Genomic DNA, 14,702 nt, shown 5'->3' on the forward strand with positions numbered 1-14,702 from the left:
CTCAGGCGAGCGCGAAGTCGGCCAGCGCGCTGCGCGGCACCTCCTCGGCGGGCAGCAGCACGGCGCGCTCGCGACCGGAGCGGGGGGAGAACCGCCCCTGCAGGACGAGGCGGTCGCGCGCCGTCGGCCGCGCCGTGCGGTGCAGCCCCCGCGGATCGGTGAAGACCACCGTCCCGGCCCGACCCGTCGCGGTCGTCGTGCCGCCGGGCCCGAAGACGCGCTCGACGTCGCGGTCACCGACGTGCGCCCGGTCCAGCCGGCGCCGGTGGCGGTGCGACGTCCGCACGTAGCTCAGCGGGCCGACGCCGTCGTCCACGTCCGTCAGGAGCAGCTGCACCTGCAGCCCCGGGCCGTCGTCCGTGCGCGTCCAGCCCCCGTCGGCGACGGGGGCACCCGCGAGCGTCAGCACGCCGTTCATGTCCCAGATCCGCACGTCGCGGCGGCAGTGGGCGGCGGCGACGCCGCGGACGAGCGGGTGGCGCAGGAACCGCGCGTAGGGGTCCTCGGGGTCGACCGGGGGGCGGCTGCCGAGCAGGTCGACGTCGCGCGGGGTGGTGCTGCGCTGCTCGGGGTCGCCGACGAGCAGGCGGCGCCGGCGGACGATGTCCGCGCTCTGGTCGGCGATGAGGTCGTCCGTGCGGGACAGGACCTCGGCGAGCAGCTCGTCCGCCGCGGCGCCGAGCAGGGCCGCGAGGTCGACCGCGGCGATGCCGTCGCGCCGCAGGTCGGCCAGGAGCCGGTGGGCCTGCGGCGTCAGCCGGGCGCGTCGTCGCGGTCCGAGGGGCAGCCGCACGGACGGACTCCTCTCGTCGGTGTCCGTGCACCGTAGTCGCGCCGTTCCGTAGACCGCTAGTGACTCGCGGTGAGACCGGTGGGTTTCCAGGGCCCCGGCACGCGCCCTCCCGGCGGGGGCGCACCGGAGGACCCGGCCGAGGGGTCAGTCGCCCAGGACGCGGCCGGCGAGGTCGTCGAGCCCGCGGGCCGTCAGGGTCGGCGGTGCCGCGTGCCGCGGGTAGGCGCCGGTGCCGGCGCGGTCCAGGAACGCGGTCGCCATCCCGGTGCCGGCGGCCCCGTCGAGGTCCCAGGGGTGGACGGCGACGAACAGGACCTCCCCGGCGGGGACCGAGCACACGTCGAGGGCGTGGCCGTAGGCGGCGGCGTGGGGTTTCCAGGGCCCGACGGTCTCGACGGACAGGACGTGCACGACGTCCTCGCGGACCCCGCCGCGCTCCAGCAGGCCCTCGCACGCGGCGAGGCCGCCGTTGGTCAGGGCCACGGTGACGACGCCCTGCTCGCGCAACCGGCGCAGCCCCGGGGCCACGTCGGGGTGCAGGACGACCTCGTCGAAGGCGCCGAGCACGTGGGCGACGGCGTCCTCCAGCGGCCGGTCCAGGTCCGCGGCGCCGGCGAGCTCGGTGCGCAGGACGTCGGCGGCGACCTCGGCGAACGGCAGGGGGTCCTGGCGCAGCGTGCGGGCGAAGCCGTCGCGCAGCACGGCCGGCAGGAACCGGGCGGCCGTCCGCGGGCCGGCACCCACGGCGGCCAGCCGGGCGTCGAGCGCGCCGAGGTCGGACAGCGTCTCGTTGACGTCCAGGACGACGGCGCTCGGGCGGGGGAGGCGTTCTGCGGGGGACACGTCCGACCGTAGGAGCGCGCTCCGCCCGCGGCGACCCGGAGCGTCCGCCAGGGGCGGGAGGTCGTGGCACCGAGCCCCCCTGCCGTGGCAATCTGTCAGCGGATCACCACGCATCGTGTCTAACTGGAGGGACGGTGGGACGGGTGGGTCGAGACCCCCTGGCCGGGGCGAGCCCCCGACGCGCGCGGGGCGGCGACCACCCCTGGGTGCCGTCCCGGTGGCGACGCTGGGCCGTGCGCGTGCCCGCCCGCTGGCTCACCGGCGGCCCGGCCGTCGTCGCCGGCCGCGCCCTGCTCCTGGTCAGCGGCACGCTGGTCGCCCTGACGGCGTGGCTGCTCTCGCCCGGCCCGACCGACCAGCTCGTGCTGGCGGCCGCGGGGGTCGGCGCCCTCGCCCTGCTCGGCGTGAGCAGCGCGCTGCCGTGGGACCGCTGGTCACCGCGCGCGCCGCTCGTCTTCCCCCTCGCGGTCATGGGGGCGCTGGCGGCCGTCGGCACCGGCACCCGGGACGTGGCCGGGGCCTACGTGCCGTTCTTCGTCCTGTGCTTCGTGTACGTCGGCGTGTTCCTGCCCTCCCGCACGGCGTACGGCCTGCTGCCCGTCGCGGTGCCGCTGTACCTCCTGTCCTCGGAGGGCCACGACTCCACCGTGGTCGTGCGCACGGTGGTCACCGCGTGCGTGTGGCTGCTCGTGGCCGAGCTGCTCGCGCAGCTGGCGCAGCGGCAGCGGGCCGCGGCCGACGTCCTCGTCCGCGACGCCCGCACCGACCCGCTCACCACCATCGGCAACCGCCGCGACCTGGAGGACCGCATGACGCGCCTGCGGCCCGGGGACACCGTCGTCGTCTGCGACCTCGACCACTTCAAGCAGCTCAACGACTCCCGCGGCCACGCCTTCGGCGACCAGGTGCTGCGCGAGTTCGGGGCGGTGCTCGCCGCCGGTCTGCGCCGGGACGACTACGCCGCCCGGTTCGGCGGTGAGGAGTTCGTCCTCCTGCTGCACGGGAGCGGGACCGCAGCGGCCGTGGACGTCGTCGAACGCCTGCGGCAGACCTGGTGCGAGGCCGGCGGGGCGACGACGTTCTCCGCCGGGTGCGCCACGCTCGACGACGTCACGAGCGCGGAGCGGGCGCTCGTCGCCGCGGACGCCGCGCTCTACGCGGCCAAGCGGGACGGGCGCGACCGCACCCGCAGCGCGGAGGCGGCCGACGGGTGGGGACCTAGGGTGGGGGCCGACAGCGTGCGTGACCTGTCCCACGAGTTCTAGGGAGACCCCGTGCCCACCCCCGCCGTGCACATCGGACCGCAGGACGACCCGCAGCTGACCGAGGCGGTGGAGCGCGGCGGCGGCCGGGTCGTCCCGCTCGCCGACGCCGAGGCCGTGGTGGTGACCGGCGGTCACGGCGACCTGCCGGACCTGCACGACGGGATCCGCTGGGTGCAGCTGCCCTCGGCGGGTGTCGAGTCCTGGGTCGGGTCCGGCCTCCTGGACCGCGACCGGACGTGGACGTCGGCCACGGGGGCCTACTCGACGTCGGTGGCCGAGGGGGCCGTCGCGCTGCTGCTCGCGGGCGTCCGCGCCGTCGGCCGCGCCGCCCGCGCCACCACGTGGGACAACGAGGCCCTCGACGGGGAGCAGACGACGCTGCGCGGGGCGACCGTCGCGATCGTCGGCGCCGGCGGCATCGGCAAGGCCATGATCCCGGCGTTCCTCGGGCTCGGCGCCCGCGTCCTGGCCGTCACCCGCCGCGGGCTGCCCGTCGAGGGGGCGTACGAGACGTGGGCCGCCGACCGCGCCCGCGACGTGTTCGCCGTCGCCGACCACGTCGTCCTCGCCGCGCCCGCCACCGCCGACACGGCAGCGCTCGTGGGGGCCGACGAACTGCGCGCGCTCGGGTCGCGGGGCTGGCTGGTGAACATCGCCCGCGGGTCCCTCGTCGACACGGACGCCCTCGTCGCGGCCCTGCGCGACGGGATGATCGCGGGCGCCGCGCTCGACGTCACCGACCCCGAACCGCTGCCCGACGGGCACCCGCTGTGGAGCGAACCGCGCGCGATCGTCACCCCGCACTCGACGAACCCGTCGTCGTTGCGGGTGCCGCTGCTGGCCGAGCGGGTGGAAGAGAACGTCCGCCGCTTCGGCGCCGGTGACGAACTCCTCGGCCTCGTCGACCTCGACGCGGGGTACTGACCGCCCGCCTCTCCCTCGCCCCTGCCCCGGGCCCCGGTTCGGGGTGCGGCGGGGTGGGGGTCGGGCCACGGTGGGGCCGTGCAGACGTTCCTCCCGTACCCCGACTTCGCGCGGTCGGCGGCCGTCCTCGACGGGCCGCGGCTGGGCAAGCAACGGGTGGAGACGCTGCAGGTCCTGCGCGCCCTGGAGCTGCCCGACTACGGCTGGGTGAACCACCCCGCGGTGCGCATGTGGCGCGGGTGCACGCCCGCGCTCGTCGCGTACGGCCTGGCGTGCACGGACGCCTGGACGCGCGCGGGACGCGCGGACTCCACCGCCCGGCTCATCGCCGAGTTCGCCCCGCAGGTCGCGGGGCGCTCGCAGGCCGAGCTCGACGGCCTCCTGCCGCCGTGGCTGGGGGAGGAGGCGCTGCACCGCAGCCACCGGTCGGCGTTGCTGCGCAAGGACCCGGGGTTCTACCGGCCGGTGTTCGGGGACGAGGACCCCGACGACCTGCCGTACGTCTGGCCGGACCCGCCGTCCCCGGAACCGCCGGTGCGCTCCCCGGGGCGCCTCGTCTGGGTGGTCCGTCCGGAGTCGCCGCAGGCGCTGGGGGAGTTCCTCACCGACGGAGTCGCCGGGCTCGGGACGGCGTCGGGCATCGACGTCGACGTGCGGGGCGCGGCCGAGGGGGCCACGCTGCGGCAGCTGCTCAAGGAGGTCGCGCCGGGCAGGCGCCCGGGCAAGGACCTGCGCGTCCTGGACAGCTTCGTCCACGAACTCGCCCCCGGCGACGAGGTGGCCGTCCCCGTGGAGCGGGACGGGGCCCTGCTGCTCGGGGAGGTGGTGGGGGAGTACGGGTTCGCGTCCGGCAAGGGCGTGTCCGTGCGGCACCGCCGCGCGGTGCGCTGGGGCGGGCGCGCCGAACGGGCCGACGTCTGCCCACCCGCCCTGCTGCAGGACCCCCGCGACCTGTTCTGCGTCGACCTCGCCGTCTGAGCCCCCACCGTCCGAGCCCCCACCGTCCGACCCCCTGGAGGAGACCCCCGTGCCCGACACCGCCGTCCTCGACGTCGACGGGACCCTCGTCGACACCAACTACCAGCACGCCCTCGCGTGGTTCCGCGCGTTCCGGCGCTTCGACGTGACGCTGCCCGTGTGGCGGCTGCACCGGGCGATCGGGATGGGCGGGGACCAGCTGGTGCCCGCGGTGGCCGGGGACGGGTTCGAGGCCGCCCACGGGGACGCCGTCCGCGCGGCGTGGACGGAGGAGTTCGACCCGCTGCAGCCCGAGGTCCAGCCGTTCGAGGGGGCCCGGGACCTGATCGCCGAGCTGGACCGCCGCGGCTGGACGGTCGTGCTCGCCTCCTCCGGCAAGCAGCAGCACGTCGACGCCTACCTGGACCTCCTGGACGCCCGCGACCTCGTCGACGGGTGGACGACCTCGGACGACGCGGACGCGACGAAACCCGCCCCGGACCTGCTGCAGGTGGCCCTCGAACGGGTCTCGGGGCGTTCCGGGGTGCTGCTGGGGGACTCGGTCTGGGACTGCGAGGCGGCGAAGAACGCCGGGATGGGCAGCCTCGCGGTGCGCACCGGGGGTTTCTCCGCCGAGGAGCTCGCCGACGCCGGTGCGAGCGCCGTCTTCGACTCCCTGCCCGAACTCATCGAGTCCCTGGACCGCACGGGGTTCGCCCGCCCGTCCTGAGCGCCCTCAGGACCGGGTCGGGACCGGCACCGGGCGCAGCGCGCGGCGGGCGCGCGGCACCGCGGCCGGGGCGGGCGACGTCGGTGCGGTCGTCGGTGCGGTCGTCGGCGGGCTCGTGGGTGCGGCCGCGGGGGGTGCTGCGGGGGCAGGGGCCGCGGCGCGGGCGGCCCGGACGGCCGCGGCGACGTCGAGCATCCCGGCGCCGTACCCGTCGGGCCAGGTCTGCTCCGTCGCCGTGCCGGTGAGCCAGCCCGAGACCGTCGCGACGTCGGCCGTCGGGGCGACGGCGCGCAGGAGGGCCGCCGCGGCGGCCACCTGGGGGGCCGAGAACGACGTGCCCGACGCGGCGACCACGGCGTAGGACCCGTCGGACCTGCGGGGGGTGCCCACCGGGATCGCCTCCCCCGGTGCGCTGAGGTCGACGGAGGAGTTGTGCTGGGCCCAGGCGGCGGCCGCGCCGGACGTCGTGGACGCCGACACCGAGACGACGCCCGGGTACGCCGCGGGGTACTGGACGGCGTTGCCCGTGGCACCGGAGTTGCCCGCGGAGGCGACGACGACGACACCCCGCTCGACCGCCCACTGGATCGTGGCGGCGGTCGTGCTGTTGTAGTCCGGTCCCCCCAGGGACAGGTTGACGACGTTCGCGCCCGCCTTCACCGCGGCCGTGATCCCGGCGACGACGGCGTCGCTGGGGCAGCCGTCCTTGCGGCACACCTTGCCCGACAGGACGGTGACCTCCGGGGCGACCCCCGCGGCGCCCACCGCGTTGCCGTAGGCGCCGGCGACGACGGTCGCGACCTCGGTGCCGTGGTCGACGACGATCGCGTCGGACTCGCCGGTGAAGTTGCCGAGCGGTTGCACGCGCCCGACCAGGTCCGGCTGCGTGGGGTCGACGCCGGAGTCGAGGACGGCGACCTTGACCCCGGCGCCCTTCGTGGTGGGCCACGCGGCGTAGGCGTCGACCGCGGTGAGGTGGTAGGCGTACCGCAGGTAGGGGTCGGTGGCGAGCAGCCGGCGCGCGGGCAGGGCCGCGGACCCCGTGGGTGTCATCCGGTACGTCGTGCGCACCTGGGCGTCGCTGAGGGCGGGGTCGGCGTCGAGCGCGCGCACCAGCCGGGCGGCGGAGGCCGTGCCGGTGGCCGTCCGGGTCTCCAGCCGCGGCTGCCCGTCGACCCAGCGCAGGGCGTCGACGTGGACGGTCGCGCCGGTCGCGGGGGAGGTGGGGGTGGCGGCCTGCGCCGGCGCCGCCGCGAGGGTCGCGGCGAGCAGCGCGGCGCCCACCACGGCGGTCCGGGTGGTGGGGCGGGCGGGTGTGGGCACGGCTGCTCCCTGCGGTCGGACGGGACGACGGTGCATCGGCCCCCCAGGCGGCGTACTTGACGGACCACTTGTGCGGTTCGTCAGGTCAGGCTAGTTTTTCGATGCGCATCGACGATGCGCATCGACGACCGGTCGGCCCGCGCGAAGGGCGGATGCGGTGGTCCGGAGCTCTCAGAGGGGAGGGTCGGGTGTCCCACCCGCACCGGCGGACGTCCGCCGACGTCGCGACCCGCGGCCTCCTCCCCGCCGGCCCGGCCGGACCCGGCCGGGTGACGCCCGTCGGGTCCCGGTACCCCCGGCCGCCGGCGAGCCGAACGCACTGACCCCCCGTGGTGCCCTGCACGGCGCACCACACCCGTCGTCGATACGCATCGACGACCGATCCCCACGATGCCGTGGGAAGAGGAGAGGACACCAGATGGCACGACAGACGGCTCGACGCTCGGTCCGGCAGGCGGGACGGCGGGGCAGCACCCGCGCCGGGCTCGCCGCCCTGCTGGTGCTGCCGCTGGCCCTGGGGGCCTGCGGTGGCGGTGGTGGTGGCACCGCGGGCGGCAGCCCGGACACCCTGCGGGTGCTCGACTACTACAACTCCGACCCCAACAAGACGATCTGGGGCGACGCCATCGAGGCGTGCGGGCAGAGCGTGGGCATGGAGATCTCCCGCGAGTCCGTCCCGGGGGACACCCTCATCCAGAAGGTGCTGCAGCAGAGCTCCTCCAGGACGCTGCCCGACGTCCTCATGCTCGACAACCCCGACGTCCAGCAGATCGCCGCCTCCGGCGCCCTGGCCCCCCTGGGCGACCTCGGCGTCGACTCCTCCGGTGTCGCCGACGGCGTGCTCCAGGCCTCCACGTACGAGGGCGAGCTCTACGCCCTGCAGCCGGTGACGAACACGATCGCGCTGTTCTACAACCGGCAAGTCCTCGACGCCGCCGGGATCGCGCCCCCCACGACGTGGGACGAGCTGAAGACCGCCTCCGCCCAGCTCACGCAGGGCGACCAGTACGGGTTCGCGATGTCGAACATCAACACCTACGAGGGCACCTGGCAGTTCCTGCCGTTCATGTGGTCCAACGGTGGCGACGAGAAGGACATCGCCACCCCGCAGACGGCCGAGGCGCTGCAGCTCGTCAAGGACCTCATGACCTCCGGGTCGCTGTCGCAGTCGTCGGTCAACTGGTCGCAGGCCGACGTCGCCGACCAGTTCTCGGCGGGCAAGGCCGCCATGATGATCAACGGCCCGTGGAACTTCGGCGTCCTCGACGCGGTGGACGGTCTGGACTACGGCATCGTGCCCCTCCCCGTCCCGCAGGCCGGCGAGACGGCCGTCTCGCCCTTCGGCGGCGAGGCGTGGACCGTGCCGCAGACCGGCGACCAGGAGAAGCAGCAGAAGGCCGCCGAGCTCGTGCAGTGCCTCAACAGCGACGAGAACGAGGTGGAGATCTCCCTCGGGACCGGGACGGTGCCGACGAAGCCGGAGCTGTCCGACCAGGTCACCTCGCAGAACCCCAAGCTCGAGGCGTTCGCCGCCCAGGTCCCGGACCTGCGGGCCCGCACCGGTGAGCTCGGGCCGGACTGGCCCCAGGCCGCCACGAAGATCTACACCGCCGTCCAGAACGCCCTCGTCGGTGGGATGACGCCGGAGGACGCGCTGAAGCAGGCGCAGGATGGCTGACCCCGCCGTCGGCGTCCGTTCCCGCACCGCCCCGCCGGCCGGGGCGCCGGCGGGGCGCCGGGGGTCGCAGAAGACGCAGGCCCGGGTCGTCCAGGTCGCGTTCCTCGTCCCCGCCGTCGTCTACCTCGTGCTGTTCTTCGGCTACCCCGTGGTCAAGAACGTCCTCATGGGGTTCCAGGCGTACACGACCCGGACGTTCTACACCGGTGAGGCCCCCTGGGTCGGGCTGGCGAACTACTCCGCCGTCGTCGGCAACGCCATCTTCGACCGGACGCTGTGGAACACGCTGTTCTTCACGGTCGGCTCGATCGTCGGGCAGTTCGCCATCGGCCTGGCCATCGCGGTGTTCTTCCACAAGAAGTTCGCGCTGTCCGGCGTGCTGCGCTCCCTCATCCTGCTGCCCTGGCTCATCCCGATGATCGCCGGGACCGCGGTCTGGCGCTGGATCCTCGACACCGACAACGGGGCGCTGAACCGCCTGCTGTCGGCCGTGCCCGGACTGGACCTGCACCCGAACTGGCTGACGTCCCCGGAACTGGCGCTCCTCGCCGTCATCGGGGTCAACATCTGGCTGGGGATCCCGTTCAACATGACGATCCTCTACGGCGGGCTGCAGGAGATCCCGGAGGACCTCTACGAGGCCGGTGCCCTGGACGGCGCGACCGGGTGGCGCGCGTTCCGCCACATCACCTGGCCGATGCTGCGGCCGGTGGTGACGGTGGTGCTCGTGCTCGGCGTCGTCTACACGCTCAAGGTGATCGACGTGATCCTCGGTCTGACCAACGGTGGACCGGCGAACTCGACCCAGACCATCTCGACGTTCTCCTACGACATGTCGTTCCGGCAGTTCGACTTCGGTCAGGGCGCCGCGCTCGGCAACATCCTCATCCTCATCTCCCTCGTGTTCGCCGTGGTCTACCTGCGGATCAACCGGAAGGCGGTCGACGAATGAGCGCGGTCGTCACCCACCGGACCGAACCCGGCGCCCCGGTCCGGCCCTCGGGCCGGGCCCCCCGCCGGCCCGTCCACACGGTCGTCGGCATCCTCATCCTGGCGGTCATGCTGTTCCCGCTGTACTGGATGGTGAACGTCTCCCTGCAGCCGGCCGGGAACGCCGTCGCCACGCCCTGGTTCCCGGCGGACATCACCCTGCGCGGGTACTCCACGGCCATCAGCGAGCAGGGCGGCAACCTCGTCACCTCGCTGGTCATCAGCCTGGGCGCGGTCGTCTTCAGCCTGGTCATCGCCACCCCCGCGGCCTACGCGATGGCCCACTTCAAGCTCGGCCGGTGGGCGACGATCGTGCTGTTCGGCATCCTCGTCACCCAGATGGTGCCGGGCATCGTCGTGGCCAACGCCCTGTACTCGGCCTACAGCGACCTGGGGCTGCTCAACACGGTGCCGGGGCTGATCCTGGCCGACTCCGCGGCGGGCATCCCGTTCTCCATCATCCTCATGCGGGCGTTCATGGGGTCCATCCCCACCTCGATCGTCGAGGCCGCCTACGTGGACGGGGCCGGGCACGTGCGCGCGTTCTTCTCGATCGTGCTGCCCATGAGCCGCAACGCGCTCATCACGGCGGGGTTGTTCACGTTCCTCTTCGCCTGGGGCGACTTCCTCTTCGCCCTGACCCTGACCACCACCGCGGACCTGCGGCCCATCACCCTAGGCCTGTACACCTACGTCGGCAGCTTCGTCGCGGACTGGTCGCCCATCATGGCGACGGCCGTCCTGTCGTCGCTGCCCGCCATCGCCCTGCTCGTCCTGGCCCAGCGGTACGTCGCCGCCGGTGTCACGGGCGGCGCCGTCAAGTAGTCCCGAGACAGTCCCGAGACCTGGAGCACACTTCATGATCAACGTCACCGTGTGGGGCGAGAACCGCCACGAGCAACTGGAACCGGAGGTCGCGAAGCGCTACCCGAACGGCATGCACGGGGCGATCGCCGAGGGCATCGAGGCCAACCTCGGCGAGGCCGTCACGGTCCGCACCGCCACCCTCGACGACCCCGAGCACGGCTTGAGCGAGGAGGTCCTGCGGGGCACCGACGTCCTCACCTGGTGGGGTCACGCGGCCCACGCCGAGGTCTCCGACGAGGTCGTCGAGCGCGTGCAGCGGCACGTCCTGGCCGGGATGGGGCTCATCGTCCTGCACTCCGGGCACTGGTCGAAGGTGTTCACCCGCCTCATGGGGACCTCCTGCACGCTGCGCTGGCGCTCGGAGCACGACCGCGAACTGCTGTGGACGGTCGACCCGACCCACCCGATCGCCCAGGGCGTCCCGCACCCGATGGTGATCGAGGAGGACGAGATGTACGGGGAGTTCTTCGACATCCCCACCCCCGACGAGCTCGTCTTCCTCTCCAGCTTCTCCGGCGGGGAGGTGTTCCGCTCCGGCTGCACCTTCAAGCGCGGGTTCGGGAAGATCTTCTACTTCCGCCCCGGCGACCAGGACTTCCCGACGTACTTCCACCCCGGCGTCCGCAAGGTCCTCTCCAACGCGGTCGAGTGGGCCGTCACCGTCCGCCCCGAGCGGACCGGCCCCGTCCTGCTGCGCTACGACACCGAGGACTTCTACAACGGTCACGGGTACGAGGGGGCGCTGGACCCCGACAAGCAGCAGGAGGCGCAGCAGTGACCCGCCTCGTGCTCGTGGGGGCCGGCGGGATGGGCCGGGCCTGGCTCGGCGCGCTCCTGCGCGACCCCGGTGCCGAGCTCGCCGGGGTCGTCGACCTCGACCTCGACGTGGCCCGTGCGGCGCTGGCCGAGGTGGAGGGCGGGGCGGGCGCGGACGTGCCCGTCGGGCAGGACGTCGTGGAGGTCGCGCGCCGCGTCGGGGCCGACGCCGTCGTCAACGTGACGGTCCCGCAGGCCCACCACCCGGTGACCACCGCCGCGCTGTTCGCCGGGTTCCCCGTCCTCGGCGAGAAGCCCGTGGCCTCCACCGTCGCGCAGGCGCTGTCCCTGGCGGCCGCCTCCGAGGTCAGCGGGCAGCCGTTCCTCGTCTCCCAGTCGCGCCGGTACAACCCGCACGTGGAGGAGTTCCGGGCCCAGGCCGCCGTCCTGGGCGACCTGGGGTCGCTGTCGACGGAGTTCTTCAAGGCCCCGCACTTCGGGGGGTTCCGCGAGGAGATGGCCCAGCCGCTGCTGGTGGACATGGCCATCCACCAGTTCGACCTGGCGCGCCACCTGCTCGACGCCGAACCGGTGTCGGTCTACTGCGAGTCGTTCAACCCGCCGTGGTCCTGGTACTCCGGGGACGCCTCGGCCACCGCCGTGTTCGAGATGTCGTCCGGCGCCCGGTACACGTTCACCGGCTCGTGGTGCGCGCCGGGCGCGGAGACGTCCTGGAACGGGTCGTGGCGGCTCTCGGGTGCGAACGGGTCGGCCGTCTGGAACGGCGACGACCGTCCCGTGCTGGACGCCGCCGGCACGGCGGGGGAGTTCACCGACCCCGGCCAGGAGATCGCCGGCTCGCTGGCCGCCTTCGTCGCGTTCCTCACCCGCGGCACCCCCTTCTCCGGGGAGGTGCACGACAACGTCCTCAGCCTGGCGATGGTCGAGGCCGCGGTGGAGTCCGCAGGGTCGGGCACGCGGGTGCAGCTCGACGACGTCCTGGACCGCGCCTACGCGCGGGCCCTGGCCGACGAGCAGCGCGAGGACGTGGCCACGGCGCTCAAGGGCTGGTCGTCGGTGCGCTCGGCCCTGGCGGGCGGTCGCTGACCCGTCCGTCCCCGTGCCCGGTCCCGTGCGGACCGGGCGCGGGGAACGGGCGCGGGGCGCGGGCGTTGTCCCCCGACCCCGGCTCGGCTACGGTGCGGTCGATGCGCATCGACGACGAGGTGTCGGGTGCGGGCGGGAGAGGTGCGGTGGCCGGGAACCGGGGTGGGACGGGTCGCACCGTGACGAGCAAGGACGTCGCGCGGGTCGCCGGGGTCTCCCAGAGCACCGTCTCCTACGTCATGAGCGGCAAGCGGCCGATCTCCGCGCGCACCCGCCGCATCGTCGAGGACGCGATCGCCCAGCTCACCTACCACCCGAACGCCGGCGCCCGGGCGCTGGCCAGCCAGCGCACCCAGATCGTCGCGGTGGTCATGCCCTTCGACGTCGGGCTCGGCGCGGCCGGTCTCATGGCGTTCATCGAGGAGATCACCCTCGCGGCCCGCGCCCGCGACCACGACGTGCTCATCGTGACGGCCGAGGAGGGGGTCGACGGGCTGCGGCGCGTCGCCGGACGCGCCCTGTGCGACGCCGTGGTCGTCATGGAGGTCAGCACCGACGACCCGCGCGCCGCGATCGCGCGCGACCTGCGGGTGCCGACGCTGTTCATCGGCTTCCCCGACGACGCGGCCGGGCTGCACTGCATCGACTTCGACTTCGAGGACGGCGCCCGCCTCCTCGTCGGCGAACTCGCGGGCGCCGCCCGCGTCTCGGCCCTCGTCTGGGGGCCCGACACGGTGGACCGGGGCCTGAACTACGTCCCGCGGTTCCGGGCCGCCGCGCAGGAGGCGGCCGCGGCTGCCGGCGTGCAGCTGGACTGGGTCCCGCTCGAGCGCGACCGCGTGGAGGAGCAGGTGCGGACCGTCCTGGACGGCGGCGGCCAGGCCCTGCTCGTGACCTCCTTCCTGTCCCGCGTCGTGCACGCGGTCCAGGAGGCGGGGTTGCGCCCAGGGACCGACCTCGACCTCGTGGCCCTCGCCACCGACGCCGACGCGACCGGGTTCACGGTGCCCCTCACGGCGGTCTCCACGCACCCGCGCGACGTGTCCCGACAGGCCATGTCGTGGTTGTTCGACCTCCTCGAGCAGGGGGCGGGACCGGCCGGGGTGCGCCGGGTGCCGGCCTTCGTGACCCGCCGGTCCTCGGTGCGGGCGAGCCCCACCCCGCGCGTTCCGTGACCCTGGACCGGTCAGTAGCATCCCCAGCAGCACGACCCACAGTTCGACGACGACGTCCCGGGAGGACCAGCTCGCATGTCCGCTGACCAGTTCGCACTGCCGGAACTCGGGGTCGCCGTCGTCGGCCACTCCTTCATGGGCGCGGTGCACTCGCACGCGTGGCGCACCGTCGACCACGTCGGCACCCCGCGGTTCCGCACGAAGCGCCTCGCGCTCGCGGGCCGGGACCTCTCCCGCGCGCAGGCCGCCGCCGCGCAGTTCGGGTGGGACGAGGGCGTCGACGACTGGCGCGCGCTGATCGAGCGCGACGACGTCCAGGTCGTCGACGTCCTCACCCCCGGCGACACGCACGCCGAGATCGCGATCGCCGCGCTCGAGGCCGGCAAGCACGTCATCTGCGAGAAGCCCCTGGCCAAGACGGTCGAGGAGGCGCAGCGCATGGCGCAGGCCGCGCAGGCGGCGTCGGCCCGCGGGGTCCGCAGCATGGTGGCGTTCAACTACCGCAAGGTCCCCGCCATCGGGCTGGCCCGCCGGCTCGTCGAGCAGGGCCGCCTCGGCGACCTGCGCCAGGTGCGCGCCGTGTACCTGCAGGACTGGATCGTCGACCCCGAGTTCCCGCTCACCTGGCGTCTGCAGAAGGACCGCTCGGGCGCGGGTGCCCTGGGGGACATCGGGTCCCACATCATCGACGCCGCGCAGTTCATCACCGGCCAGCGCCTCACCGGCGTCTCCGGGACCGTCGAGACGTTCGTGAAGCAGCGTCCGCTGGAGGCCACCCGCACCGGTGCGAACACCGGCCTGGGGGCGCAGGCGTCGAGCGAGTACGGCGAGGTGACCGTCGACGACGCCGCGGTGTTCTTCGGCCGCGGCGACGGCGGGGCGCTCATGACGTTCGAGGCGACGCGCATGGCGCTGGGCCGCAAGAACGGCATGCGCATCGAGGTCAACGGCTCGAAGGGCTCGCTCGCGTTCGACTTCGAGTCCATGAACGAGCTGCACTTCTTCGACGGGACGCTGCCCGACGCCGAGAACGGCTTCCGCCGGATCCTGGCGACCGAACCCGAGCACCCCGGGGTGGAGAACTGGTGGCCCGCCGGTCACGGCCTCGGCTACGACCACCCCTTCGTCCACGAGCTGCAGGAGTTCCTCGGGGCCATCGCCGACGAGCGCGACCCCTCGCCGAGCTTCGCCGACGGCCTGCAGGTCCAGCAGGTCCTGGAAGCGGTGCAGCGCAGCGCCGAGAACGACTCGACGTACACGAGCGTCTGAGCTACCCGAGCATCTGAGGAGAGAG

Annotated in this window: 14 protein-coding genes; 11 read left to right on the forward strand and 3 right to left on the reverse strand. The window is 74.2% G+C overall.

Annotated elements, in window-relative coordinates:
• Window position 1: 1 nt before the first annotated feature.
• Both AB2L28_RS20040 and AB2L28_RS20045 read right to left on the reverse strand, forming a co-directional pair.
• Window positions 2-793: a phytanoyl-CoA dioxygenase family protein gene (locus AB2L28_RS20040; RefSeq protein WP_370720766.1), complete on the reverse strand. Its 792-nt coding sequence runs from the start codon at window positions 791-793 to the stop codon at window positions 2-4.
• Window positions 794-937: 144 nt separating this feature from the next.
• Entirely contained in the window at window positions 938-1,636 is a 699-nt protein-coding gene (locus tag AB2L28_RS20045; RefSeq protein ID WP_370720767.1) for an HAD family hydrolase, read from the reverse strand.
• Window positions 1,637-1,869: 233 nt separating this feature from the next.
• Between AB2L28_RS20045 and AB2L28_RS20050 the strand changes: the two genes are divergently transcribed.
• The 4 genes from AB2L28_RS20050 to AB2L28_RS20065 all read left to right on the forward strand — a co-directional run bounded on the left by AB2L28_RS20050 (window position 1,870) and on the right by AB2L28_RS20065 (window position 5,512).
• Window positions 1,870-2,901 (forward strand): GGDEF domain-containing protein, encoded by a 1,032-nt coding sequence (locus AB2L28_RS20050; RefSeq protein WP_370720768.1) that lies wholly within the window; start codon window positions 1,870-1,872, stop codon window positions 2,899-2,901.
• A gap of 9 nt (window positions 2,902-2,910) precedes the next feature.
• Window positions 2,911-3,825, forward strand: coding sequence for a D-isomer specific 2-hydroxyacid dehydrogenase family protein (locus tag AB2L28_RS20055; protein ID WP_370720769.1), 915 nt, complete (start codon window positions 2,911-2,913; stop codon window positions 3,823-3,825).
• A gap of 78 nt (window positions 3,826-3,903) precedes the next feature.
• On the forward strand, window positions 3,904-4,803 hold the full coding sequence (locus AB2L28_RS20060) for an MSMEG_6728 family protein (RefSeq protein WP_370720770.1): 900 nt from the start codon (window positions 3,904-3,906) through the stop codon (window positions 4,801-4,803).
• Between the two features lie 49 nt (window positions 4,804-4,852).
• Window positions 4,853-5,512 (forward strand): HAD family hydrolase, encoded by a 660-nt coding sequence (locus AB2L28_RS20065; protein ID WP_370720771.1) that lies wholly within the window; start codon window positions 4,853-4,855, stop codon window positions 5,510-5,512.
• Window positions 5,513-5,518: 6 nt separating this feature from the next.
• Here the strand turns inward: AB2L28_RS20065 and AB2L28_RS20070 are convergent, their stop codons facing one another.
• Entirely contained in the window at window positions 5,519-6,835 is a 1,317-nt protein-coding gene (locus tag AB2L28_RS20070; protein WP_370720772.1) for a S8 family serine peptidase, read from the reverse strand.
• 418 nt (window positions 6,836-7,253) lie between these two features.
• Here AB2L28_RS20070 and AB2L28_RS20075 point away from each other — a divergent pair, with 418 nt between their 5' ends.
• From AB2L28_RS20075 to AB2L28_RS20105, 7 genes are all read left to right on the forward strand, one after another.
• Complete coding sequence (locus AB2L28_RS20075; protein WP_370720773.1) at window positions 7,254-8,513, forward strand: sugar ABC transporter substrate-binding protein; 1,260 nt, start codon at window positions 7,254-7,256, stop codon at window positions 8,511-8,513.
• Window positions 8,506-9,465, forward strand: a complete 960-nt coding sequence (locus AB2L28_RS20080; protein WP_370720774.1) for a carbohydrate ABC transporter permease — start codon at window positions 8,506-8,508, stop codon at window positions 9,463-9,465. The genes AB2L28_RS20075 and AB2L28_RS20080 overlap by 8 nt, the downstream gene beginning before the upstream one ends.
• Window positions 9,462-10,328: a carbohydrate ABC transporter permease gene (locus tag AB2L28_RS20085; protein WP_370720775.1), complete on the forward strand. Its 867-nt coding sequence runs from the start codon at window positions 9,462-9,464 to the stop codon at window positions 10,326-10,328. Before AB2L28_RS20080 ends, AB2L28_RS20085 begins: the two co-directional genes overlap by 4 nt.
• A 34-nt stretch (window positions 10,329-10,362) precedes the next feature.
• The gene (locus AB2L28_RS20090; protein ID WP_370720776.1) at window positions 10,363-11,148 is read left to right on the forward strand and encodes a ThuA domain-containing protein; all 786 of its coding nucleotides are present in this window, start codon (window positions 10,363-10,365) and stop codon (window positions 11,146-11,148) included.
• Window positions 11,145-12,233, forward strand: a complete 1,089-nt coding sequence (locus AB2L28_RS20095; RefSeq protein ID WP_370720777.1) for a Gfo/Idh/MocA family protein — start codon at window positions 11,145-11,147, stop codon at window positions 12,231-12,233. Before AB2L28_RS20090 ends, AB2L28_RS20095 begins: the two co-directional genes overlap by 4 nt.
• Before the next feature lie 101 nt (window positions 12,234-12,334).
• Window positions 12,335-13,408 (forward strand): LacI family DNA-binding transcriptional regulator, encoded by a 1,074-nt coding sequence (locus AB2L28_RS20100; RefSeq protein ID WP_370720778.1) that lies wholly within the window; start codon window positions 12,335-12,337, stop codon window positions 13,406-13,408.
• Between the two features lie 75 nt (window positions 13,409-13,483).
• Window positions 13,484-14,677: a Gfo/Idh/MocA family protein gene (locus AB2L28_RS20105; protein ID WP_370720779.1), complete on the forward strand. Its 1,194-nt coding sequence runs from the start codon at window positions 13,484-13,486 to the stop codon at window positions 14,675-14,677.
• Window positions 14,678-14,702 lie beyond the last annotated feature (25 nt).

The organism is Kineococcus mangrovi (assembly GCF_041320705.1).
Lineage (GTDB): Bacteria > Actinomycetota > Actinomycetes > Actinomycetales > Kineococcaceae > Kineococcus > Kineococcus mangrovi.